At 64.8% G+C, this 21,887-nt stretch carries 25 protein-coding genes; 9 read left to right on the top strand and 16 right to left on the bottom strand.

Annotated features, from left to right (window positions below):
• Position 1: 1 nt before the first annotated feature.
• Positions 2–439 carry a GNAT family N-acetyltransferase gene (locus tag AC1DW2_RS30440; protein ID WP_477007826.1) on the bottom strand — a complete coding sequence of 146 codons (438 nt, stop codon included), beginning with the start codon at positions 437–439 and terminating at the stop codon, positions 2–4.
• Positions 439–1,938 (bottom strand): NAD(P)H-hydrate dehydratase, encoded by a 1,500-nt coding sequence (locus AC1DW2_RS30435; protein ID WP_477007825.1) that lies wholly within the window; start codon positions 1,936–1,938, stop codon positions 439–441. The genes AC1DW2_RS30440 and AC1DW2_RS30435 overlap by 1 nt, the downstream gene beginning before the upstream one ends.
• A gap of 383 nt (positions 1,939–2,321) precedes the next feature.
• Between AC1DW2_RS30435 and AC1DW2_RS30430 the strand changes: the two genes are divergently transcribed.
• Both AC1DW2_RS30430 and glnA read left to right on the top strand, forming a co-directional pair.
• Positions 2,322–2,660: a P-II family nitrogen regulator gene (locus AC1DW2_RS30430; RefSeq protein WP_007603495.1), complete on the top strand. Its 339-nt coding sequence runs from the start codon at positions 2,322–2,324 to the stop codon at positions 2,658–2,660.
• Between the two features lie 152 nt (positions 2,661–2,812).
• Positions 2,813–4,222 (top strand): type I glutamate--ammonia ligase, encoded by a 1,410-nt coding sequence (glnA, locus tag AC1DW2_RS30425; protein WP_063982953.1) that lies wholly within the window; start codon positions 2,813–2,815, stop codon positions 4,220–4,222.
• A 114-nt stretch (positions 4,223–4,336) separates the two neighbouring features.
• Here the strand turns inward: glnA and AC1DW2_RS30420 are convergent, their stop codons facing one another.
• The 4 genes from AC1DW2_RS30420 to AC1DW2_RS30405 all read right to left on the bottom strand — a co-directional run bounded on the left by AC1DW2_RS30420 (position 4,337) and on the right by AC1DW2_RS30405 (position 8,142).
• Positions 4,337–5,470, bottom strand: coding sequence for an asparaginase (locus AC1DW2_RS30420; protein ID WP_135215991.1), 1,134 nt, complete (start codon positions 5,468–5,470; stop codon positions 4,337–4,339).
• A gap of 81 nt (positions 5,471–5,551) precedes the next feature.
• Positions 5,552–6,313, bottom strand: a complete 762-nt coding sequence (locus tag AC1DW2_RS30415) for a slipin family protein (RefSeq protein WP_477007824.1) — start codon at positions 6,311–6,313, stop codon at positions 5,552–5,554.
• Positions 6,310–7,713, bottom strand: a complete 1,404-nt coding sequence (locus tag AC1DW2_RS30410) for an NfeD family protein (protein ID WP_085400722.1) — start codon at positions 7,711–7,713, stop codon at positions 6,310–6,312. The genes AC1DW2_RS30415 and AC1DW2_RS30410 overlap by 4 nt, the downstream gene beginning before the upstream one ends.
• A gap of 171 nt (positions 7,714–7,884) precedes the next feature.
• Positions 7,885–8,142 (bottom strand): tautomerase family protein, encoded by a 258-nt coding sequence (locus tag AC1DW2_RS30405; protein WP_071913326.1) that lies wholly within the window; start codon positions 8,140–8,142, stop codon positions 7,885–7,887.
• A gap of 151 nt (positions 8,143–8,293) precedes the next feature.
• Between AC1DW2_RS30405 and AC1DW2_RS30400 the strand changes: the two genes are divergently transcribed.
• Complete coding sequence (locus AC1DW2_RS30400; RefSeq protein ID WP_071913321.1) at positions 8,294–9,271, top strand: GlxA family transcriptional regulator; 978 nt, start codon at positions 8,294–8,296, stop codon at positions 9,269–9,271.
• A 50-nt stretch (positions 9,272–9,321) separates the two neighbouring features.
• On the opposite strand, the gene AC1DW2_RS30395 is transcribed toward AC1DW2_RS30400, so the two are convergent.
• Both AC1DW2_RS30395 and AC1DW2_RS30390 read right to left on the bottom strand, forming a co-directional pair.
• A complete protein-coding gene (locus AC1DW2_RS30395) occupies positions 9,322–10,095 on the bottom strand; it encodes a gamma-glutamyl-gamma-aminobutyrate hydrolase family protein (protein ID WP_071913319.1) in 774 nt (257 codons plus the stop codon).
• 90 nt (positions 10,096–10,185) lie between these two features.
• The gene (locus AC1DW2_RS30390) at positions 10,186–10,902 is read right to left on the bottom strand and encodes a hypothetical protein (RefSeq protein WP_135215990.1); all 717 of its coding nucleotides are present in this window, start codon (positions 10,900–10,902) and stop codon (positions 10,186–10,188) included.
• 137 nt (positions 10,903–11,039) lie between these two features.
• On the opposite strand from AC1DW2_RS30390, the gene AC1DW2_RS30385 reads away from it, so the two are divergent.
• The gene (locus AC1DW2_RS30385; protein ID WP_354112935.1) at positions 11,040–12,173 is read left to right on the top strand and encodes an AI-2E family transporter; all 1,134 of its coding nucleotides are present in this window, start codon (positions 11,040–11,042) and stop codon (positions 12,171–12,173) included.
• Positions 12,174–12,243: 70 nt separating this feature from the next.
• Here the strand turns inward: AC1DW2_RS30385 and AC1DW2_RS30380 are convergent, their stop codons facing one another.
• The 6 genes from AC1DW2_RS30380 to AC1DW2_RS30355 all read right to left on the bottom strand — a co-directional run bounded on the left by AC1DW2_RS30380 (position 12,244) and on the right by AC1DW2_RS30355 (position 15,930).
• Positions 12,244–12,540, bottom strand: a complete 297-nt coding sequence (locus AC1DW2_RS30380) for an antibiotic biosynthesis monooxygenase family protein (protein WP_028155908.1) — start codon at positions 12,538–12,540, stop codon at positions 12,244–12,246.
• Positions 12,541–12,639: 99 nt separating this feature from the next.
• Complete coding sequence (locus AC1DW2_RS30375) at positions 12,640–12,876, bottom strand: hypothetical protein (protein WP_014494818.1); 237 nt, start codon at positions 12,874–12,876, stop codon at positions 12,640–12,642.
• 70 nt (positions 12,877–12,946) lie between these two features.
• Entirely contained in the window at positions 12,947–14,167 is a 1,221-nt protein-coding gene (locus AC1DW2_RS30370) for a GGDEF domain-containing protein (protein WP_135215988.1), read from the bottom strand.
• Between the two features lie 230 nt (positions 14,168–14,397).
• Positions 14,398–14,877, bottom strand: coding sequence for a 30S ribosomal protein S9 (gene rpsI, locus AC1DW2_RS30365; protein ID WP_007611021.1), 480 nt, complete (start codon positions 14,875–14,877; stop codon positions 14,398–14,400).
• A 1-nt stretch (position 14,878) separates the two neighbouring features.
• The gene (gene rplM, locus AC1DW2_RS30360) at positions 14,879–15,343 is read right to left on the bottom strand and encodes a 50S ribosomal protein L13 (protein WP_008137961.1); all 465 of its coding nucleotides are present in this window, start codon (positions 15,341–15,343) and stop codon (positions 14,879–14,881) included.
• Positions 15,344–15,501: 158 nt separating this feature from the next.
• A complete protein-coding gene (locus AC1DW2_RS30355; protein ID WP_135215987.1) occupies positions 15,502–15,930 on the bottom strand; it encodes a PaaI family thioesterase in 429 nt (142 codons plus the stop codon).
• Positions 15,931–16,016: 86 nt separating this feature from the next.
• Here AC1DW2_RS30355 and AC1DW2_RS30350 point away from each other — a divergent pair, with 86 nt between their 5' ends.
• The 4 genes from AC1DW2_RS30350 (at position 16,017) to AC1DW2_RS30335 (ending at position 19,420) form a co-directional block, all read left to right on the top strand.
• On the top strand, positions 16,017–16,841 hold the full coding sequence (locus tag AC1DW2_RS30350) for an enoyl-CoA hydratase (protein WP_135215986.1): 825 nt from the start codon (positions 16,017–16,019) through the stop codon (positions 16,839–16,841).
• A 123-nt stretch (positions 16,842–16,964) separates the two neighbouring features.
• A complete protein-coding gene (locus AC1DW2_RS30345) occupies positions 16,965–17,549 on the top strand; it encodes a CoA-binding protein (protein WP_135215985.1) in 585 nt (194 codons plus the stop codon).
• 127 nt (positions 17,550–17,676) lie between these two features.
• Positions 17,677–18,957 (top strand): O-acetylhomoserine aminocarboxypropyltransferase, encoded by a 1,281-nt coding sequence (locus AC1DW2_RS30340; RefSeq protein ID WP_028149015.1) that lies wholly within the window; start codon positions 17,677–17,679, stop codon positions 18,955–18,957.
• Between the two features lie 118 nt (positions 18,958–19,075).
• On the top strand, positions 19,076–19,420 hold the full coding sequence (locus AC1DW2_RS30335) for a hypothetical protein (RefSeq protein WP_063982941.1): 345 nt from the start codon (positions 19,076–19,078) through the stop codon (positions 19,418–19,420).
• A gap of 5 nt (positions 19,421–19,425) precedes the next feature.
• Here AC1DW2_RS30335 and AC1DW2_RS30330 read toward each other — a convergent pair whose 3' ends face one another.
• Entirely contained in the window at positions 19,426–20,508 is a 1,083-nt protein-coding gene (locus AC1DW2_RS30330) for a COX15/CtaA family protein (RefSeq protein ID WP_354112936.1), read from the bottom strand.
• 110 nt (positions 20,509–20,618) lie between these two features.
• Between AC1DW2_RS30330 and AC1DW2_RS30325 the strand changes: the two genes are divergently transcribed.
• On the top strand, positions 20,619–20,834 hold the full coding sequence (locus AC1DW2_RS30325; RefSeq protein ID WP_014494810.1) for a DUF2842 domain-containing protein: 216 nt from the start codon (positions 20,619–20,621) through the stop codon (positions 20,832–20,834).
• Here AC1DW2_RS30325 and AC1DW2_RS30320 read toward each other — a convergent pair.
• Positions 20,831–21,874, bottom strand: a complete 1,044-nt coding sequence (locus AC1DW2_RS30320) for a polysaccharide deacetylase family protein (protein ID WP_354112937.1) — start codon at positions 21,872–21,874, stop codon at positions 20,831–20,833. The two genes, AC1DW2_RS30325 and AC1DW2_RS30320, sit on opposite strands and share 4 nt — an antisense overlap.
• Between the last annotated feature and the right edge of the window lie 13 nt (positions 21,875–21,887).

The raw sequence follows: 21,887 nt of genomic DNA, 5'->3' as shown, positions 1-21,887 counted from the left end.
CTTACCGGCGCGTCCAGAGGTAGCGAGCGTCGGGCTCCCGCTCCTCGTTCCGCGCCCCGTCGGTCTGCTCAACCAGTGCGAACCCGCGCGCCTCATAGAAGCGCCGCGCCGGCGCGTTGCGCTCGAAGGTCCAGAGCTCCAGCTGGTCGCTGGCCCGCTTGGCGACATCGAGGAGTTCTGTGCCGACGCCGCACCCCTGGGCGGCGGGAAGCACATTGAGCTGCTCGACCCAACCTTCGCGGAAGGCGATGATCCCGCTCAGGACGCCATCATCGAACCGTCCCCACACACGGCACGTCGTGAAAACGCGCTCGCGGTAGAACCAGCTGTCCTCGTCAGGTGTGTGCAGCCCAACGAGCCACGGCATCGCCCGGTCAAACGCAATCCGATGGACCTGCGCGGCCTCGCCCATATCGGTGAGTGCGAGCAGCCTGAGCACTAGTACTCCACCCCGAGCGCATTATAGATCCGCCGGTGCACGGCCGGCAGCGTCTCGGTCAGGTCCTCCGCGATCAGGCCGGGCCCCGCCTCGCTTCCCGCCTCGCCATGCATCCAGACGCCGATGCTGGCGGCTTCGAAGGCCGGCACGCCCTGCGCCAGAAGTCCTGCGATGATGCCGGCGAGCACGTCGCCGGCGCCGGCGGTGGCGAGCCAGGGCGGCGCGTTGGCGGCGATGGTGGCGCGCCCGTCGGGCGCGGCGATGGTGGTATCCGGCCCCTTCAGCAGCACGACCGCACCACAGCGCTCGGCGGCGGCGCGGACGCGCTCCAGCTTCGAGCGGCCCGGATGTTTGTTGCTGAGGTCGGAGAACAGGCGCGGAAATTCACCCTCGTGCGGCGTCAGCACGACCGCACTGTCCTCAGAGGACTTGATCGATTCAAACAGCCGCTCGGGGTTTGCGGCAAAGCTCGTCAGCGCATCCGCGTCCAGCACCAGATGCCGCTGCGCGTGAAGCGCCGTGTGGACCAGATCGCAGGTGCGATCGCCGACGCCCGCGCCGGGTCCGATCAGGCAGGTGTTGTAGCGCTTGTCGCCGAGCAACGCGCCGAATTCGACCGCTGTGTCGCAGGCCCGAACCATCACCGCGGTGAGCGCGCTGGCATTGATCGCGAGCGCATCGCGCGGGGTCGCCAGCGTCACGAGGCCGGCTCCGGCCCGCAAAGCGCCACGGGCGGCGAGCCGCGCTGCGCCAGTCGCGGCGGCATCGCCCGAGACCGCCAGCACGTGGCCCCGTGCGTATTTATGGCCGTCGATGCGCGGCACCGGAAAGGCGGTGCCCCAGAAATCCGGATCGTTCTCGAAGGTCCGCGGCGCGATCTCGTCCAGCACCTGTGCGTCGATGCCGATGTCGGCGACGCGCACGTGGCCGCAATGCATCCGGCCGGGCAGCAGCAAATGCGCCGGCTTCTTGCGGAAGAAGGTGACGGTCTCGGTGGCGTTCACCGCCGCACCCATCAAAGCTGCGCTGGTRCCGTTGATGCCGCTCGGCAGGTCGACCGCGAGCACCGGGGCGCCGTTGGCGTTGATCGCTTCGATCATCGCATGCGCCTCGCCGTCGACCGGGCGACTGAGGCCCGCGCCGAACAGCGCATCGATGATCAGCGCGGGCTTGCCGATCGCCTGCGGATTGAACGGCAGCACCGGGTGCTTCCAGCCGCGCGCCGCGGAGGCCGCGTCACCCTGGAGCTGGTCGCGCTCGCACATCAGGATCACCGAGACGTCGCGCCCTTGCGCGGCGAGCTCCGCGGCTGCGACAAAACCGTCGCCGCCATTGTTGCCGGGACCGGCCACGATCAGGATCGGCCCCTCCTCCACCAGCGCATTGGCGGCCTCCGCGACCGCCTGCCCCGCGCTGAGCATCAGCTTGAAGCCGGGCGTGCCTGCCGCAATACTGAGCTGGTCGGCACGCTGCATTTCAGCGTTGGTCAGAACTTCCATGCCACTTCCCTGGTCCAAACGCCTTTTCAACAGGCACGTTCCGTACAGGCCCACCCGGCAGAACAACGATTTGCACAGATATTGAACCGATTGCCTATTTCGTAGTCTGCGGTATTTTGAGCCAGTCGGCTCCACCTATCAGAGATGCGGGTTAAAAGGCTGATAACGCTCCAATAATCAGGGCATTTGCAACTTGGCATAGACCCTGCTTTCGAGGAAGCCGCTTCGGTTCGTCGTGCTCACTGGCAATCTATCAGGGTGTGGCCGGCCGTTGTTGCCGGGCTGGTCAGGCATCCCGGCATAGCGAAGACAAGATCGTGCGTTAAGAAAAGCGCATCCTGACGAAGACGTTGCTATTTGATCGAAAGGCCGGGAGGCGCGCAGTGAAGAAAATCGAAGCCATCATCAAGCCATTCAAGCTCGACGAGGTGAAGGAAGCGCTTCAGGAAGTCGGCCTGCAAGGCATCACCGTGACCGAGGCCAAGGGCTTTGGCCGGCAGAAGGGCCACGCCGAGCTTTACCGCGGCGCAGAATACATCGTCGATTTCCTCCCCAAGGTGAAGATCGAGATCGTGATCGGCGACGATCTGGTCGAGCGCGCCATCGACGCGATCCGCCGCGCCGCGCAGACCGGGCGCATCGGCGACGGCAAGATTTTCGTCTCCAATATCGAAGAGGCGATCCGCATCCGGACCGGCGAATCCGGGCTGGACGCTATCTGAGCCGGGTGCTATCCCGCATTTTGCGACACTCCGACAAGAAAAAGGCTGCTTCGGCGGCCTGATTTTGTTTGTGCGCTCGCGCGCGAACTCGCCAAAAGCGAGAACAATCTTGCTCACCTGGAAACCGACCCGCAGAGCCAAAAGGGGTATGCATGAAGACCGCCAAAGACGTCCTGAAATCGATCAAGGACAACGACGTCAAATACGTCGACCTGCGCTTCACCGATCCGCGCGGCAAGTGGCAGCACGTGACGTTCGACATCAGCATGATCGATGAGGACATTTTCGCCGAAGGGACGATGTTCGACGGCTCCTCGATCGCCGGCTGGAAGGCGATCAACGAGTCCGACATGTGCCTGATGCCGGATCCGGTGACCGCGACGATCGACCCGTTCTTCGCCGAGACCACCATGGTCATCACCTGCGACGTGCTCGAGCCGACCACCGGCGAGCCCTACAACCGCGACCCCCGCGGCATCGCCAAGAAGGCCGAGGCCATGGTGAAGTCGATGGGCGTGGGCGACAGCGTGTTCGTCGGCCCCGAAGCCGAGTTCTTCGTGTTCGACGACGTGCGCTTCTCCGCCAACCCCTACAACACCGGCTTCCGTCTCGACTCCTCGGAGCTGCCGACCAACTCCGACACCGAATATGAAGGCGGCAATCTCGGCCACCGCGTCCGCACCAAGGGCGGCTACTTCCCGGTGCCGCCGCAGGACTCCGTGCAGGACATGCGCTCCGAAATGCTCGGCGCCATGGCCAAGATGGGCGTCAAGGTCGAGAAGCATCACCACGAAGTCGCGTCCGCCCAGCACGAGCTCGGCATGAAGTTCGACACGCTGACGCTGATGGCCGACCACATGCAGATCTACAAGTACTGCATCCACCAGGTCGCGCACATCTACGGCAAGACCGCCACCTTCATGCCGAAGCCGGTCTATGGCGACAACGGCTCGGGCATGCACGTGCACCAGTCGATCTGGAAGGACGGCAAGCCGGTGTTCGCCGGCAACAAGTACGCCGACCTGTCGGAGACCTGCCTTCACTACATCGGCGGCATCATCAAGCACGCCAAGGCGATCAACGCCTTCACCAACCCGTCGACCAACTCCTACAAGCGTCTGGTCCCGGGCTATGAGGCTCCCGTGCTGCTCGCCTACTCCGCGCGCAACCGCTCGGCCTCCTGCCGCATCCCCTACACCGCTTCGCCGAAGGCCAAGCGTGTCGAGGTGCGCTTCCCCGATCCGCTCGCCAATCCCTATCTCGGCTTCGCCGCGATGCTGATGGCCGGCCTCGACGGCATCAAGAACAAGATCGATCCGGGTCCGGCGATGGACAAGGACCTCTACGACCTGCCGAAGGAAGAGCTGAAGCAGATCCCGACGGTGTGCGGCTCGCTCCGCGAGGCGCTCGAAAACCTCGACAAGGACCGCGGCTTCCTCAAGAACGGCGGCGTGTTCGACGACGACTTCATCGACAGCTACATCGAGCTGAAGATGACCGAGGTCGAGCGCTTCGAAATGACCCCGCACCCGGTCGAGTTCGACATGTACTATTCGGGCTAAGCGGCCCAAACTCTCTGCGACAAGCAAAAGGCGCTCCGCGAGGAGCGCCTTTTCGTTTTGGGGAGTCGCAGGGTGGATTACGCTAACCCACCCTGCAGGACACGACGCGCCCAATCACCACGTTGCAGTGAAGGCGCGCTGGAGCTCGGCCGGAGCCGTAACCCCGCCCGCGATCAGCAATTGAGTGAGAACACGGGCCTTCTGCGGATTGAGGTCCTCGGACACGACGAACCCGTTCTTGTCGTCGTCAACCTCGACATTCCGGGTGACGAAGCCGGATCGGACCCGCGTCGAGCGGACGACGATGACGCCCTTCTTCGCCGCCGCTTCGAGCGCATCGAGGGCCTGCTTCGACGTGTTGCCGTCGCCGACGCCGGCCAGCACGATGCCCTTGGCGCCGTGCGAAATGGCGTCCTCGATCGGAACGGCGTCCATGTTGGCATGCGAGTAGACGATCTCGACGCGCGGCAATTGCTCGCCCGCCGGGAGCGGATAGGTCGTGCGCTTGCCGGCGGCCTGGGTCATGAAACGGATGCCGCCGGCGGTGTCGACATAGCCGATCGGGCCGTCATTGGGGGAGCTGAACGTCTCGATGCTCGTGGTGTTGGTCTTGGTGATCGAGCGGGCGCTTTGGATCTTGTCGTTCAGCACGGCCATCACGCCGCGGCCGCGAGAGCGCGGATCGGCCGCCACCTGCACCGCTTCGTACAGATTGCCGGGGCCGTCCGCACTCACCGCCGTGGCCGGACGCATCGAACCGACGATCACCACCGGCTTGTCGCCGCGCACGACATTGTCGAGAAAGAACGCGGTCTCCTCGAGCGTATCCGTGCCGTGGGTGATGAGGATTCCATCGGCTTCATTCTTGTCGAAGGCGTCTTGGATGCGGCGGGCCAGGGCAAACCAGACCTTGTCGTTCATGTCCTGGGATCCGATCGACGAAATCTGCTCAGCGTTCAGCTTCGCGAGCTTGTCCAGGCCCGGTACCGACTGCATCAACTGCTCCCCGGTGATCTGGCCGGATTTGTACGCGCCGGTCGCGCGCGCGTCGGCCTGGCCTGCGATGGTACCTCCCGTCGCAAGCACGAGAATGCGCGGCAGGCTAGCCGCCGTCGCGTCCTTGCCCGGCTCTGCGGCCTGCGCCGCATCGATCCCCCACGACCAAAGTGCGAGGGCGACCAGCGGGACGGTGAGCATCAATGTCCGATTTCGGCGGCGGCTTGCTGGTCTGGCGGCATGCTTCATCATCGAATTCTCCTCCCGTTTAAGTTGGGAGCAATATTCGACACCTCCATTTGGGCCGAAGATGGGTCATCCTGCCGCTGATGGCTACGKGTTGTCGCGCCGCGGCACAAAATGGTCGAGCAGGCCCGTCGGCAGCGGAAAGACGATGGTCGACGACCGTTCGCCCGCGATGTCGTGCAGGGCCGCGAAATAACGTAGTTGCATCGCCTGAGGCTCCTGCGCGAGAATCCGGCCGGCCTCGACGAGCTTTTCGGCAGCCTGCTGCTCGCCCATCGCATTGATCACCTTGGCCCGCCGCAACCGCTCCGCCTCGGCCTGTTTAGCAATCGCGCGCACCATGGTTTCATTGAGATCGACGTCCTTGATCTCGATGCCGGTGACCTTGATGCCCCAGACGTCGGTCTGCTTGTCGAGGATCTCCTGGATGTCCGCGTTCAACCTGTCGCGCTCGGCGAGCATCTCGTCGAGCTCGTGCTTGCCGAGCACCGAGCGCAAGGTGGTCTGGGCGAGCTGGCTGGTCGCGGCCATGTAGTCGCCGACCTTGATGATGGCCCGTTCGGGGTCGACGATGCGGAAGTACAGAACGGCGTTGACCTTGACGGAGACGTTGTCCCGCGAAATCACGTCCTGCGGCGGCACGACCTGCACCATCACCCGCAGATCCACCTTCACCAGTTGCTGCACGATCGGAATGAGGATGATGAGGCCCGGGCCCTTCACGCCGGTAAAGCGGCCGAGCGTAAAGATGACGCCACGCTCGTACTCGCGCAGGATTCGAATAGCCTGGGACAGGAACATGATGACAAGCAACGCGAGCGCCGCATAGGTCAGATATTCCAGCATCATGATGTACCTCCCTCGCCTGTTGGTGCGCGCCGTATCAGCAGCGTCAGGTCGACGATGTTGGCGACTTCGACCGTCTCTCCAGGCTTGAACGTTTCGGCGCCGCGCGCCTGCCAGCGCTCACCATGGGCGAAGACATGACCTTCGTTCCCATTCCAGTCGAGAACCTCGGCGGGCAAGCCTCGCATGGCCTGCGCGCCGACCAGTGCAGGAGCCCTGCCGACGCGCCGAAGCGAACCGAGCACGACGAGCGCAAAGCCGGCGAACACTGCTGCGGTGATGCCGATCACCCACCACGACAGGTGGTAGCCCGGCGCCTCGCCCCTGAAAAGCATCAGCGCTCCCAGCACGAACGCGATGATCCCTCCGAGCCCGATTACCACGGTCGGGTTGAAGGCTTCGATGGTGAGAAGCACGAGTCCAACCAACATCAGGGCGAGGCCGGCATAATTGATCGGCAGCAGATTGAGCGCATAGAGGCCGATCAGCAGGCAGATCGCGCCGACGACTCCGGGGGCGACGGCTCCAGGAGACATGAACTCGAAGATCAAGCCGTAGATGCCGACCATCAGGAGAATGAACGCCACGTTCGGATCGGTGATCACCGCCAGGAAGCGGGATATCGGTCCGGGATCGATGGCTTCAACGACGGCATCCTTTGTCACCAGGCGTTGCGTCTTGCCGCCTGCGACCTCGACCACGCGACCATCGATCTGCCTCAGCAATTCAGCCTGATCGCGCGCGACGAGATCGATGGCATGAGCCTCTAGCGCGGCGTTCGCAGAGAGCGTGGCAGCCTCACGGACCGCCTTCTCCGCCCAGTCCACATTGCGGTTGCGCAGCTCCGCAAGGCTGCGGATGAAGGCAACCGCATCATTGGTCGCCTTTGCCGTCATGGCATCCTTGGGCTGATCCTTGGACTCGCTCTGCTGGTCACCGTCCTTCTTGTCCTTGCCGCCCTTGTCCGCCGGTCCGCTCGGAAGACCCGGCAGCGGCCCGCCGATCTGCACCGGCGTCGCGGCGCCAATATTGGTGCCCGGCGCCATCGCCGCGATGTGGGTCGCATAAAGGATATAGGTCCCCGCGCTCGCCGCGTGGGCGCCGGAGGGAGCGACGTAACCGACGACAGGGATCGGCGAGGCCAGCACATCCGCGATGATCTCGCGCATGCTGGAATTGAGGCCGCCGGGCGTGTTCAGTCTCAGGAGCACGACCTCGGCACGCCGTTCGCTTGCCTTGGCCAAAGCCTCCTTCACGTAGCTGGCCGACGCAGGGCCTATGGCTCCGTCGATCGAAACGATCAATGCAAGACGGCCGTTCTCCTCCGCTGAGCTGGGAAGGAGGCAGCAGATCAAAGCCACGACGCCAATCGCCGCAACGAGGGCCGCCTTCATGGTCTGCACGGCAGGGCTCCCTTGCAGAACATATGGTGGGCGTCTTGCGAACCTCAATGCGGCCGCGTGCAGGCCATGGTCGTGATTGTGCGATGCAATGGAAATCGCCCCGCAGATCGATTGAGCACAGGGCGGTGGCGAACCATGCCTTGGGCTGGTCCGCCCGCGCACGCTGCGCTGCTACGGCCGTCGGACCCGCACGCCATCCGCGCCGATCGTGCCGAACATGCCGGCGATGATCTCAGGCGTCGGCTGCATGCCGCCCAGCGACCAGTGCGCCGGCTCCTGCTCCTCGATCCTGACCCAGACGTTGCGGCGGAAATCCGGGTTGCCCTGCCCTTCGACCTCGACCAGGAGATCGGTGACGCGTTCGAGCAGGGTCTTCTTTTGCCCGGCATCCAGGATGCCGCGGACGGTGGAAATGGTGACGTAAGGCATGTCTCTCTCCAATGATGTCGTGTGACGACGGCACGAGACTGGACCTGACAGCGCCGGCAAGGCAGTGGCGGATGAGACAGAGATCGGGCAATTTCCGCCACGCAGCCCCGCGCCGATCGGCTAGGATCGCCGCGCCTGTCCTGGAGGTCTCATGAAGCTCGCAATTCTGGCGCTGGAAGGCTGCATGCATTCGGCGATCGCCGGGGTCGCCGACATCCTGTCGCTCGCCAATCACGTGATGCAGCAGAGCGGTGCGAAAACGCGCTTCGCCTGGGAGGTGCTTTCGCTCGACGGCAAGCCGGTGCGCGCCGGCGGCGGCCAGATGGTCGCCGTCGATGGCGCGGTCGGCAAACGCGGTCGCTTCGACGCGATCCTCGTCCCCGGCAACCTCGTCGATCACGTCACGGCGGAACGCCTGCAACCGCAATATGCCCGCGCCGGCGCCTGGCTTCGGCAGCAGCATGCGAGCGGCCGGCTGATCGGCGCATTCTGCAGCGGCGTGTTCCTGCTTGCAGGCAGCGGCCTGCTCGACCACCGCCGCGCCACCATCACCTGGTGGCTGCAAGGCGAGCTGCGGCAGCGCCATCCCACCATCGACCTCGCTGCCGACGCCGTCATCACCGTCGCGGACCGCATCGTCTGCGCGGCCGGACCAATGTCGTGGGTCGACCTCCTGCTCAGGCTGATCGAGATGGTCGACGGCAAGGAGATTGCAAAGCTCTGCGCGGACTACGTCGTCATCGACACCGCGCAACGCACCCAATCGATCTTCATGCCCATCGGCTATTTGCTGTCGCAGGACCCGCTGCTGACCAGGGCCGACCTGCTGGTTCGGCGCACCGGCAAGAGCCCGATGACGGTCAAGCGCCTCGCCGATGCGCTCGGCCTCAGCGAGCGCACGCTGAACCGGAAGTTCCAGGAGCTCACGCGCGAGCCGCCGCAAGCCTTCATCATGCGTCGCCGCGTCGAGCACGCGCGCACGCTGCTGGAGACGACGGCGCAGCCGATCAAGACCATCGCACGCACGGCCGGCTATGAGGACGAGAGCAGCTTTCGCAAGGCGTTTCGCAAGCTAACCCTGATGTCGCCGCAGGCCTATCGCGCAAGACGGATGGTGCAGACGGCGTAAGCCGCGAAACCAAGGCGCCGTTCAGTCGAGGGCTGCGAGCGAGCTTCTTGCTACGCCGCCGCGCGCTGGCGCACAACCATCGCCTCGCCGAACGCCTCGAACAGCTTGCGGTTGATCGGATTGCGCTGCGGGTCGTATTCGGCGTGCCATTGTACGCCGAGCGCGAAGGTCGGGGCTTCCGCGATGCGGATCGCCTCGATGGTGCCGTCCTCGGCGACGCCCTCGATCAGCACGCGCTTGCCGGGATCGAGAATGCCCTGGCCATGCAGCGAATTGACCCTGATCTTCTCGCAGCCGAGCAGTTTTGCGAACGCGCCGCCCGGCGTGAGGTCGACGTCGTGACGGTCGGCGAACACCACGGTCGGATCGGGATGAATCTCGCCGTTCTCGAGCCTGGGCATGCGGTGGTTCATGCGGCCGGGGATCTCGCGGATCTCCGGATGCAGCGAGCCGCCGAAGGCGACGTTCATCTCCTGCAGGCCCCGGCAGATGCCGAACAGCGGAATGCCGCGGGACACGCAGGCGACCGACAGCGCCAGCGCCACCTCGTCGCGGTGGATGTCGTAGGGCTCGTGCCGCTCGCACGGATCGACATTGAAACGGGTCGGATGGACGTTGGCGCGGGCGCCGGTGAGCACGATCCCGTCGACCACATCGAGCAGCGCGCCGATATCGGTGATGTCGGGCGCTCCCGCAAACATCATCGGCAGGCCGCCGGAAACCTCGGCCACAGCGCGCAAATTGCGCTCGCCGACCATCTGGACCTGAAATCGATTTTCGACGCGATGGGCGTTCCCGATCACGCCGACGACCGGCTTTCTCATCTCCCGTTCCGACCTCCCGCGTAAGAAGATTCTCCAAACATGCCCTCGGGATGGAACAAATTCAACAGAAGGGATCGCGGGACGGCAATGCTATTTTCGCGCAAATGCCTCCCGGGCCTCGGTTGTCCCCACGACGGGCAGGCCGGCGGCCTTCAGCGCGGTTGCCGCCACGTCGCCCGGCGTGGCCAGCCAGGGCAATTTCGCCTCGATTCCGCGCGTCACGGGCTCCCCGAGCACCCCGCCGAAATCGATCGGCCAAAACCCGTTGGGTACCACCTCGGCGGTGAGGCCGCGGACGGCGTAGCCGTCGCCCAGAACCGTATCCGCATGGTCGCCGGCGACAAGGCGCGCGGTCTTGGGGTCTTTGGGATCGCCAAAGCTCACGAGCACGGGGACCAGCTCCCCCTGCACCGGGACAATGCCGGCCTGCCGGCTGATGTCGTTGAACGAGACGCGGTTGCCGCGCGCGGCGCCATAGGCACGGAGCGCGACATAGTTGATGTCGTCGAGGTCGAGCTTGCCGCCCTGCTGATGCGCCAGCAATGCCACCAGGTTCTTGCCTTTGCCGCCGTCTTGGCCGAGATCGACGAACACGGCCTCCCCGCGCATCGTGGTGCGGCCGCCGCGGTTATAGTTGCGGTCAGGCACCACGGCGAGAACACCGGACCCCGTCTTGATCCCGTCAGGCGTCGTCACCTCAACCGTGAGGCGGTATTTGTGGCCGGGCCGGTTGATCCGGATCTGGTCACCGATCACGATCACGGCCAGAAGCCCCAGCAGACCGGCCCATTTGCTGATGAAACTCAAGCGCCCCCCACCTGTTTTCTCCTCGTCGCTCTGCACCGTTCGCGCGACAGCGTCAAACCAGCGCGTTGACGCGGTCTTGATCGAAAGCGCGTTTGTCGAAAGAGTGCCCCGCCCGCAGCCGCCGAAAAGGACATGATGTGACCATCCTCGCAGACCAACGCCCCACGACCCGCACCGATCTGGCTTGGGCAATTTCGGTCGGCGGCATCGGTGTCGTGCTGTTCACGGCGATGCTGGTCTTCACCTGGTATTTTGCGACCACGCTGCTGCTGATCTTCACCGGCATGCTGCTCGGCGTCGGCCTCAACGCGCTGACCAACGCGCTCGGCCGCCGCGTGCACCTGCCGCATCCGGTCCGGCTCGCGATCGTCTGCGTCGTGCTTGCGGCGCTGCTCGCAGGCGTCGCCTATCTCGGCGGCGCCACCATCGCCGAGCAGGCCTCGCTGCTGAGCAAGACCATCAAGTCGCAGATCGGCAACGTGAAGACCTTCCTGGACAGCCACGGGATCGACACCAGCTTCTTCGATCTCGGCAACGCTGCGTCCGACACTTCGGCCAATCCACCATCGGACTCGACACCCTCGCCAGCAGCACCCCCGCGCGGTTCCTTGCCCGGCGCCGGCGCGCTGGCCTCCAGCGGTGGCGCGATCGTGAGCCAGACCTTCAAGCTCCTGCTCGGCACCATCCACGGCGTGGGAAACATCTTCATCGTTCTGTTCCTGGGGCTGTCCTTCGCCGCCCAGCCCGGCGTCTATCACGACGGCCTGTTGTTCCTGGCGCCGGCGAGGCATCGCACCCGCGTCACCCTGATCATCGACGGCATCAGCGAGACGCTGGAACGCTGGCTGATCGCGCAGATCGTCGTGATGATTGCGGTTGGCATCGTGACCTGGATCGGGCTTGCCATCATCGGCATCCCGGGCTCGTTCATCCTGGGGATTCAGGCGGGCCTGCTCGCCTTCATTCCGACCGTCGGCGCCATCATTGCCGGCGTCGTCGTGGTGCTCGCGAGCCTCGCCTCGGGCTGGATTCCGGCGCTGTCGGCCTTCGTCCTCTTCATGGGCGTGCACGCGATGGAGAGCTATGTGCTGACGCCGATCCTGCAGCGGCAGGCACTCGACATCCCGCCGGCCACGCTGTTCGCGTTCCAGATCCTGCTCGGCGTCGTGTTCGGCATCTGGGGCCTGGCGCTGGCGCTGCCACTGGTCGCCATCGCCAAGGTCATGATCGACCACTTCAAGACGTATGAGGCGCCGCCCCTGGCAGCATGATCCGGAAAAATGCGCAGCGGTTTTCCGGAAAGATCATGCTCAGGCGACGCGTAAGGCGTCGTGAAGTCGCTCAGGTCGTCAGCACGGTCTCGGTGTGCTCGACCTCCGGGGGTGAAGCAAAATACTGACCGACGAGGCCGCGCCATTCGGTGAAATTCTCCGAGCCGCGGAAATCGACGGTGTGGTTCTCCAGCGTCGCCCACTTCACCATCAGCCGGTAGCGCTGCGGCTTCTCGATCGACTTGTGCAGCTCGAAGCCGTGAAAGCCCTTCGAACCGCCGAAGGCGGCCTTGGCCTTGGCGACGGCCGCCTCAAAATCCTTCTCGCTGCCCGGCTTGACGTCGATTTGCGCAATCTCGGTGATCATCGGTTTCCACCCTGTTTGTTTGATGGGTGTGTCTACCGTAGACCGCAACGAAGAAAAAGGCACCGAATCGGCGCCCTGACCGGTCAAAAATGCGTGCTCTCAGGCGAACAGCAGAGCGGTGCCTGCCACGATGAGCGCGCAACCGATGAACAGCGCGAGCGGCCAGTAGCTACGGCTTTGCGTGTAGCGCCCCTGCGCGCGGCGCTCGGTGATCAGCGCGCGCTCGTATTCATCCGCAGTGGAGAACACGCAAGCGAAGCCGCCGCGTGCCGAGGCCGCAGCGGCTTCAAGCGACATCAGGGCAGCCTGCGGGTTCTGTCGACGGATCGATTCCATGACCGCAATGGTAGGGATCGAATGGTAAACAGCGGATTACCGAAGGCGCCTCTTGAGGCGCCTCTTGGCTTCAGGCGGTGGCCGGACGCGCCTGCGGCGCACCAACCCGCGCCGCGCTCTGGCGACGCCAGTTCTCCAGCGACAGCGGCAGCTCCTCCGCCGCCTCGACGCGGTTACGACCGCCGCGCTTGGCCTGGTAGAGCGCTGTGTCGGCCGAGGCCAGCAACACCTCGAGCTCGGTGCCGGCCGGACCGCCGGCAACGCCGATGCTGACGGTGGTGTCGACCGGGCCCTCATCGACCACGACGCCGGAGGTCTCGAACGCCTCGCGCACGCGCTCGGCAACCAGCACGCCCTCCTCCAGCGAACACGGCAGCAGGGCGGCGAACTCCTCGCCGCCGATGCGGCCCGACATGTCGGTCATGCGCAGGTTGCTGACGACGACGGTCGAGAACAGCTTCAGCATCTCGTCGCCGGCAGGATGGCCGAAGCGGTCGTTGATCGACTTGAAATGATCGATGTCGAAGATCATCACGGTCACGGGACGGCCGGCCTTGGCTTCGCGCTCGATCACGCGCCCGCAGGCTTCCGAGAAGCCGCGGCGGTTGAGCATGCCGGTCAGGGGATCGGTGGACGCGGCGGTCCGGTGCGCAGTCACCGTGCGCTCCGACACCAGCATGAAGATCACGAACACGGTGCCGACGGCATAAAGGATGAGCTCGACCGCAAACACGGTGACCCAGATGCTGCTGGAGAAGCCGGCATCGTTCGGACGCAGGAAGCTGCCGAGCACGATCGGCAGCATCAGCACGCAGCCGTGCATCACCGGCACCACGAAGGCCGGCCAGCGCCGTTGCAGGCTCTTGCGCCGCTCAACCCAGAGCTCGCTCGCCGTCAGTGCCGCATAGACCGAGACGATGCCGGCGCCGACGATCATGCGCAGCATGGACGCGGCGGGATCAAGCAGCGTCACGGCGGCGGCCCAGGCCAGCGCGCCGACAAGGAGACCCGGCCAATTCGGCTTGCGGCCGTGGAAGACGCGCGCCGCATTCCACACCATGCCGCAGGCGACGAAGCCGACTGCGTTCAGCGCAAGGTAAAGATGCGGGCCGAGCTTGTCGCCGGCCGCGGTCCATAGCGCGACGGACGCTGCGCCGAGGAGATACGCGGTGCCCCACCATTTCAGCGCGGGGCTGTTCTCCTGCTTGCCGAAAAACACCATCATGGCGCCGAGCAGTGCGGCAACCATGGTGGCGACCAAATAGAGCGTGATGCTATCGAGCGACATCATGTCGGCCCCCTTCTAGACATAGCAAGTTACGCGATCGGCCCAGCCGACTTGCGCGCCCTTCCAGATGCGACGCTATGTCCCGCGAGTTCCATTCAGGTTTTCACGCGAGGCCAAGTTTTCGGGAAACACGTCATCAATTTGCATACAAACGAACAACAAAAAGGGCGCTGAAATCAGCGCCCTTTTGCATCTCATTGAAGCCGCTTTCGCGGCGAATGTGACCGAAGCGATTAACGCTTCGAGAACTGGAAGGACCGGCGGGCCTTGGCCTTGCCGTACTTCTTGCGCTCGACCACGCGGGAGTCGCGGGTCAGGAAGCCGCCCTTCTTGAGCACGGTACGCAGCTCCGGCTCGAAATAGGTGAGCGCCTTGGAGATGCCGTGACGGACGGCACCGGCCTGGCCGGACAGACCACCGCCGGCAACCGTGCAGATCACGTCGTACTGGCCGGAACGCGCGGCCACCGAGAACGGCTGCTCGATCATCATGCGCAGCACGGGACGGGCGAAATAGACCTCGACCTCGCGCGAATTGACCGTGACCTTGCCGGCGCCCGGCTTGATCCAGACGCGGGCGACCGCGTCCTTGCGCTTGCCGGTGGCGTAGGCGCGGTTGAACTTGTCGACCTTCTTCTCGTGCTTGGGCGCGTCGGGCGCGGCCGCCGTCTTGAGCTGCGAGAGCTGGTCGAGCGACTGGATGGATTCGGCCATGTTATGCGGCCCTCGTGTTCTTGCGGTTCAACTTGGCGATGTCGATCTTCTCGGGCGTCTGGGCCTCGTGAGGATGATCGGCGCCGCCATAGACGCGGAGGTTGCCCATCTGGACGCGACCGAGCGGACCACGCGGGATCATGCGCTCGACGGCCTTCTCGAGCACGCGCTCGGGATGCTTGCCCTCGAGGATCTGGCGCGCGGTGCGCTCCTTGACGTGGCCGACGTAACCGGTGTGCTTGTAATAGGTCTTCTGCTCGCGCTTGCGACCGGTGAGGACCGCATGCTGCGCGTTGATGATGATGACGTTGTCGCCGCAATCAACGTGCGGGGTGTAGGTCGGGAGGTGTTTGCCGCGCAGGCGCATGGCGACGATGGTTGCGAGACGGCCGACGACCAGACCCTTGGCGTCGATCAGTACCCACTTCTTCGTCACCTCAGCCGGCTTTGCCGAAAAGGTTTTCATATCGGAGTTTCCGTGGACGGGAGATATCGGCGCGAACACCGCGCCGGACTGGGCGGTTTTCTAGAGAAGAGACGCGCAACGGTCAATGCCCCATAGCGGGAATTACAATAGCAAAATCAATATCTTAAAATTATGGTACTATATTACCTGCGAAAAGCTCAAACATTTGGAATGGAATAGGTCGAGGTGACATGGGCAATGGGATCGGGCGACGTGCCGGACAGCAGCTTCACCTCGCCGACCGCCAGGCGCTTGCCGAGCTTGAGCAGCCGCGCTTCCGCGAGCACGTCCTGTCCCGGTAGCCCCTTACGCAGGAAGTTGATGTTGAGATTGGTGGTGACCGCGAGCCCGATCGGCCCGATCGCGGACAGCAGCACCACGTACATCGCGAAATCCGCCAGTGCCATCAGCGTCGGGCCGGACACGGTTCCACCCGGCCGCAGCATCCTTTCGCTGTAGCGCTGGCGCAAAAGGCAGGTCTGGCCGTCGGCGCTCTCGATCGTGATGTCATCGCCGCTGAAGGCCTGGGGAAACTCGTCACGGAGAAACTGCTCGACCTCCGCCACGCTCATTTTCGCTAACGCCATGCTTCGCCTCACCCTCGCTTCGCATCCCCTGTTACATTAAGTTATCTGCGTCATCCAATTGCAAGAATCCAACCGGGAACGCTTCGATGTCCGCCCAGGCCGCCCGCGCCCCCTCCCCGCAACCGTCGAGCCTGCTGCGCGAGACCATAGGCCCCATCGCGGTCCTGACGCTGAACCGTCCGGCCGCGCGCAACAGCCTGTCGCAGGCGATGATCGCAAGCCTGCATGCCGAGCTCAATGAGATCCGCGACGACAAGGCGGTCCGCGGCGTGGTGATCGCCGCCAACGGCCCCGCCTTCTCCGCCGGCCACGACATGAAGGAGCTGACCGCGCGCCGCACTGACCCGGATCGCGGCCGCGCCTTCTTTGCCGAGATGATGACCGCCTGCAGCGCGATGATGCAGGCGGTCGTGCATTTGCCGAAGCCCGTGGTCGCGGCCGTCCAGGGCATTGCGACCGCGGCCGGCTGCCAGCTCGTGGCAAGCTGCGATCTCGCGATCGCCTCGGAAGCGGCGAGCTTCGCCACGCCGGGCGTCGATATCGGCCTGTTCTGCTCCACGCCGATGGTGGCGCTGTCGCGGAACGTGCCGCGCAAGCAGGCGATGGAAATGCTGCTGACCGGCGAGCCGATCGCGGCCACGCGCGCCCGCGAGATCGGGCTCATCAACCGCGTGGTCGCGGCCGGCACCGAGCGCGAGGCCGCAATTGCCCTCGCCGAACAGGTCGCGCTGAAGTCGGCCTACACCGTCAAGCTCGGCAAGGAGGCGTTCTATCGCCAGGCCGAGATGAGCCTTGCGGACGCCTATCGCTATGCGGCAGAGGTGATGACCGAGAACATGATGGCGCGCGACGCCGAGGAAGGCATCGGCGCGTTCATCGAGAAGCGCACGCCGACATGGCGGGATGAATAGTCAACTCCTCATCCTGAGGAGCCGCGGAACGCGGCGTCTCGAAGGATGGAGGCCCGACTGTGGCCTCATGGTTCGAGACGCGCGGGCCGCGCTCCTCACCATGAGGGTCAGAGAAAGAAAAAGATGAACCACGACGCCTATCCCGACAATTACATCCGCGGCATCCTCAACAGCGTGAAGTCGATCGCGATGGTCGGCGCCTCGCCCGTCAATGTGCGGCCGAGCTATTTTGCGTTCAAATATCTGGCGCAGCGCGGCTATGACATGATCCCGGTCAATCCCGGCCATGTCGGCAAGGATCTGCTCGGAAAGCCGTTTGTCGCCTCGCTCTCCGACATCGGCCGCCCCGTCGACATGATCGACATCTTTCGCAACTCCAGCCACATCATGCCGGTGGTCGAAGAAGCGCTCACGCTCGATCCGCTGCCGAAGGTGATCTGGATGCAGCTTGGCGCGCGCGAAGACGCAGCCGCGGCGAAGGCCGAGGCCGCCGGGATCAAGGTCGTGATGAACCGCTGCCCCAAGATCGAATATGGCCGCTTGTCGTCCGAGATTTCCTGGATGGGCGTCAATTCACGCACGCTGAGCTCCAAACGGCCGCCGGCGCCGACGCAAGGCATGCAGCTATCCCTCAATCGGATGAGTGTCGGCGGCGGCGACACCGCAGCTTCCGATCGCGCTGCAAAGAACAAGACCGAGCAAAGCTGACGCAATAAACTTCCGTTGCGCGAACGTGACAATCGTAGCGCCGTGATGTGAAGCGGCGCCTTGACGGCGGGCGCGTCGCCGATCAGCATGCCGCGCGATTTCAGATCACAAGAACAGGACGCCCTCAATGAGCGATCGCCTTCCGGGATTTTCAACCCTCGCCGTGCATGCCGGTGCACAACCCGATCCCACCACCGGTGCGCGCGCGACCCCGATTTATCAAACCACCTCTTTCGTCTTCAACGACGCCGACCACGCCGCCTCGCTGTTCGGCCTGCAGGCATTCGGCAACATCTATACCCGCATCGGCAATCCCACCAACGCGGTGCTGGAAGAGCGTGTTGCCGCACTCGAAGGCGGCACCGCCGCGCTTGCGGTCGCCTCGGGCCACGCCGCACAGGTCGTGGTGCTGCAGCAATTGCTCCAGCCCGGCGACGAATTCATCGCCGCGCGCAAGCTCTATGGCGGCTCGATCAACCAGTTCTCGCATGCGTTCAAGAGCTTCGGCTGGAACGTGGTGTGGGCGGATTCCGATGACATCGCAAGCTTCGAGCGCGCGGTGACGCCGCGCACGAAGGCCATCTTCATCGAGTCCATTGCCAATCCCGGCGGCAGCATCACCGACATCGAGGCGATCTCGACGGTGGCGCGCAAGGCGGGCGTGCCGCTGATCGTCGACAACACGCTGGCCTCGCCCTACCTGATCCGCCCGATCGACCATGGCGCCGACATCGTCGTGCACTCGCTGACGAAATTCCTGGGCGGCCACGGCAATTCGCTCGGCGGCATCATCGTCGACGCCGGCACGTTCGACTGGTCCACGGGCGGCAAATATCCGATGCTGTCGGAGCCGCGGCCCGAATATCACGGCATCCGCCTCCAGGAGACCTTTGGCAATTTCGCTTTCGCGATCGCCTGCCGCGTGCTGGGCCTGCGCGATCTCGGACCCGCGCTGTCGCCGTTCAACGCCTTCATGATCCTGACCGGCATCGAGACGCTGCCGCTGCGGATGCAGAAGCACTGCGACAACGCCAAGGCCGTTGCAGAATTCCTCGCCGGCCATCCGGCGGTGGCCTCGGTGAGCTATGCGGGCTTGGCAAGCGACAAGTACAACCAGCTTGCACGCAAATACGCGCCGAAGGGCGCAGGCGCCGTGTTCACCTTCAGCCTGAAGGGCGGCTATGACGCCGGCGTCAGCCTGGTGTCGAAGCTGCAGCTGTTCTCGCACTTGGCCAACGTCGGCGACACCCGCTCGCTGGTCATCCACCCGGCCTCGACGACGCACAGCCAGCTCGACGACGCCGCCAAGGTGAAGTCCGGCGCCGGCCCCGACGTGGTGCGGCTCTCGATCGGCATCGAAGACAAGGAAGATCTGATCGCCGATCTGGAGCAGGCGCTGGGGGCGTAGCTTTCCTGGTCATTCCGGGGCGTTGCCTCGCCCCGGAATGACAGCCCGCGTTAACAGTCATTAACCATATCTACCGCATACATCGTCCTTGGATCGCCCCTTTGATTCGGAGCCGACGATGCTGCGCTGGATGGTGCCTGCCCTTGCCGCCATGCTGACGGTCTCAGCTGCCGTTGCCGCCGATCTGCCGGCCACAGCGAGACGGCGCGCTGCCGTGCCGCCGCAGGACCCGCCACAGGTCTATGTCGAGACCGATCCGGATGCGCTGATCTCGCCGGCCTATGGCATCGGCAGCTACATCCGCAACCTGCCGGGCACGCCGCTCCTGCCCGGCTCCAGCACCTTGCCGGGCTATTATGGCCGGCCCTGGAGCTACGATTATCAGGGCCCGTACTACGGCGGACCACAGGTCGGCTATTTCTGGCGCCTGCCCTACGCGTGCGGCGTCTACGGCTATTGCTGACCTGATCAGCCGGCCTGACCGACCGGAACCGCGCGCGGCTGCGCCTGTGCAGATTGTCGCGAGGCCAGCCGCTCCACCTGCATCACTGCAAGCGTGAGCACCACGATCGCAACCGCTTGGTGCGAAAGCGCGAGATCGATCGGCACCTGGTTGAGCAGCGTGAGGATGCCGAGCACCGCCTGCAGGCCCACCGCGCCCAGCAGCAACAGCGCGCCGCTCGCAGCTCGGCCCGCGCGTGAACGCACCGCATCGAATGCGTGCAGCGCCGCCAGCACGAACAGCGCATAGGCCGTCATGCGGTGCTCGAACTGCACCGTCAGCACGTTGTCGAACATGTTGCGCCACCACGGCGTCTCGAACCAGAGCCGGTCGCCTGCGGGAATGAACGCGCCGTCGATCTGCGGCCAGGTGTTGTAGGCACGCCCGGCGCGCAGACCCGCGACCAGCGCGCCGAAATAGATCTGGACGAAGGTCACGATGAGTAGCAGCACGCTCGTGAATCTCAGCCGCGCGGGCGCAACGATCTGCGGACGCTCGGCGAGCCGCCGCACCGTCCAGACGATGCCGGCAAAGATCAGCAGCGCGAGCATCAGATGCGTCGCGAGCCGATATTGCGAAACCTCGACCCGTTCCGTGAGACCCGAGGCCACCATCCACCAGCCGACGGCGCCCTGGAGTCCGCCAAGCGCGAACAGCAGCCACAGCCGCCGTTTCAACTCGCCCGACAGGCCGCCGCGCCACAGGAAGAACAGGAACGGCAAGAGATAGGCAACGCCGATGAAGCGGCCGAGAAAGCGGTGGCTCCATTCCCACCAATAGATCTCCTTGAACTCGGACAGGCTCATGCCGGCGTTGAGCTCGCGGTATTGCGGGATCTTCTTGTAGGCCTCGAAGGCCTCGGTCCACTGCGCCTCCGACAGCGGCGGCACGCTGCCCGTGACCGGCTTCCATTCGACGATCGAGAGGCCGGATTCCGTCAGCCGCGTCGCGCCGCCGACCAGCACCATCAGCGCGATGAGGGCGGCCACGGAAATCAACCACCAGCGCACGGCGCGATGCGGGTTGGTCGGAGCGAAAATCGTCGTCATTTCAGGGGCAAAACCAAGCCTTGTTGCAAAGAGACTTGAACCGGACTGCGTGCCCCTTATAGTCCCCCGCTCCCGCAGCGCAAGTTACGCGAAGGCCGCAGCATTCCGCCATGACGATCCGCACCCGCAAGTTCCTCGGCGCCATCCTGCTCCTGGTGCTGGCCACTGTCTGGGCCCTGCTCGGCATGGCGCTGGCGCAGATGCCGTGGATCGCCGAGTCCGGCTGGCGGCAGGCGATCTACTACGTGGTGGTCGGCATGGGCTGGGTGCTGCCGGCGATGCCGATCGTGAGTTGGATGCAGCGGCCGGATCGCGTCAAATCTTAATTCGTAACGCTGCCGGTCGGTTTCACCGGCGCGAAGGCAACACCGGACACCAGCACGCGCAGCATGCGCAGTGATTGTATCCGGCCGTCCCAGGAAATCCGCGGCAGTGCGTGCAGATTGGTGCGCCCCTCCGCGTCCACGATGCCAGAGATGGTCGAGACGGCGCTGGCAAAGCCGGCCTCTTCCGCCATGACGACGTGGCTGCGCCGGAAAGACGAGCGATCGCCGAACGGAAAGGCCAGATGCCTGATATCGCGGTCGAAGGCCGCTTCCGCGACCGCCTTGCCCATCGTCATCTCGCGCAACGCGGCGGCGTCCTTCATGTTGGCGAGAACGGGATAGTTCACCGTCGCGCTGCCGACCGTGACCAGCGGATCCGCCGCAAGCTTTACCAGATCCTCCCAATCCATCGAGGCTTCGCGCGTGAGCGCAGCGAGGTCGATCCGGTAGCGCGTGCAGAGATCGGCGATCGCGGCCGACAAATCCGCCGGCGGCAACGAGCGCAGCCAGCTCTCGACGAACGAAAACAGCGCCTGCTTCTCGGCGTTGCCCGTGACGGTGAAACGTTGCTCTTTCTCGCCCATCATCAGGTTGATGCGGCTCTCGCGCGCGATCATCCGCTCGAGCCCGAGCCACCAGCCATCGCCGACTCCATCGGGAAACGCGGTGGGCACATAGATCGTGAACGGCACGGCGTGGCGCGCCAGCACCGGATAGGCGAAGCTGATGAGGTCCTTGTTGGCGCCGTCGAAGGTCAGCGCCACGAAGCGCCGATTCTGCGGCAGCGTCACCGCGCGGCGGCAGACATCGTCCATGCCGAGGAAGTCATACCCCCACCGCTTCAGCGCATGAATGGCGCGATCGAGGAATTGCGGACTGATTTCGCTTTCACGCAGCGGCTGAAACGCGCCGCGCCGCCGCGGCCGCACGTGTTGAAAGCGCAGGATCGCGCCGGCGCCGCGGCTGCGCAGCACAGCCTGACCGGTGAACCAGGCCAGCTCGAGCCGCAACCGCTCCAGCCATCTGTCGTCGGATGCCAATATCCCACCTTCG

Source organism: Bradyrhizobium sp. P3_C3, assembly GCF_056402655.1.
The sequence above is the reverse complement of the archived record's forward strand: the minus strand, read 5'-3'. Positions and strand labels throughout refer to the sequence as shown.

Excerpts from the sequence above, each read along its gene's own strand:
- AC1DW2_RS30330 (WP_354112936.1), bottom strand. The coding sequence starts at position 20,508 with ATGACGACGATTTTCGCTCCGACCAACCCGCATCGCGCCGTGCGCTGG.
- AC1DW2_RS30325 (WP_014494810.1), top strand. The coding sequence starts at position 20,619 with ATGACGATCCGCACCCGCAAGTTCCTCGGCGCCATCCTGCTCCTGGTG.
- AC1DW2_RS30420 (WP_135215991.1), bottom strand. The coding sequence starts at position 5,470 with ATGATGAAGCATGCCGCCAGACCAGCAAGCCGCCGCCGAAATCGGACA.
- AC1DW2_RS30350 (WP_135215986.1), top strand. The coding sequence starts at position 16,017 with ATGTCCGCCCAGGCCGCCCGCGCCCCCTCCCCGCAACCGTCGAGCCTG.
- AC1DW2_RS30370 (WP_135215988.1), bottom strand. The coding sequence starts at position 14,167 with ATGATGTCGCTCGATAGCATCACGCTCTATTTGGTCGCCACCATGGTT.
- AC1DW2_RS30405 (WP_071913326.1), bottom strand. The coding sequence starts at position 8,142 with ATGCCTTACGTCACCATTTCCACCGTCCGCGGCATCCTGGATGCCGGG.
- AC1DW2_RS30335 (WP_063982941.1), top strand. The coding sequence starts at position 19,076 with ATGCTGCGCTGGATGGTGCCTGCCCTTGCCGCCATGCTGACGGTCTCA.
- AC1DW2_RS30340 (WP_028149015.1), top strand. The coding sequence starts at position 17,677 with ATGAGCGATCGCCTTCCGGGATTTTCAACCCTCGCCGTGCATGCCGGT.
- rpsI (WP_007611021.1), bottom strand. The coding sequence starts at position 14,877 with ATGGCCGAATCCATCCAGTCGCTCGACCAGCTCTCGCAGCTCAAGACG.
- AC1DW2_RS30395 (WP_071913319.1), bottom strand. The coding sequence starts at position 10,095 with ATGAGAAAGCCGGTCGTCGGCGTGATCGGGAACGCCCATCGCGTCGAA.
- rplM (WP_008137961.1), bottom strand. The coding sequence starts at position 15,343 with ATGAAAACCTTTTCGGCAAAGCCGGCTGAGGTGACGAAGAAGTGGGTA.
- AC1DW2_RS30355 (WP_135215987.1), bottom strand. The coding sequence starts at position 15,930 with ATGGCGTTAGCGAAAATGAGCGTGGCGGAGGTCGAGCAGTTTCTCCGT.
- AC1DW2_RS30375 (WP_014494818.1), bottom strand. The coding sequence starts at position 12,876 with ATGGAATCGATCCGTCGACAGAACCCGCAGGCTGCCCTGATGTCGCTT.
- AC1DW2_RS30380 (WP_028155908.1), bottom strand. The coding sequence starts at position 12,540 with ATGATCACCGAGATTGCGCAAATCGACGTCAAGCCGGGCAGCGAGAAG.
- AC1DW2_RS30345 (WP_135215985.1), top strand. The coding sequence starts at position 16,965 with ATGAACCACGACGCCTATCCCGACAATTACATCCGCGGCATCCTCAAC.
- AC1DW2_RS30400 (WP_071913321.1), top strand. The coding sequence starts at position 8,294 with ATGAAGCTCGCAATTCTGGCGCTGGAAGGCTGCATGCATTCGGCGATC.
- glnA (WP_063982953.1), top strand. The coding sequence starts at position 2,813 with ATGAAGACCGCCAAAGACGTCCTGAAATCGATCAAGGACAACGACGTC.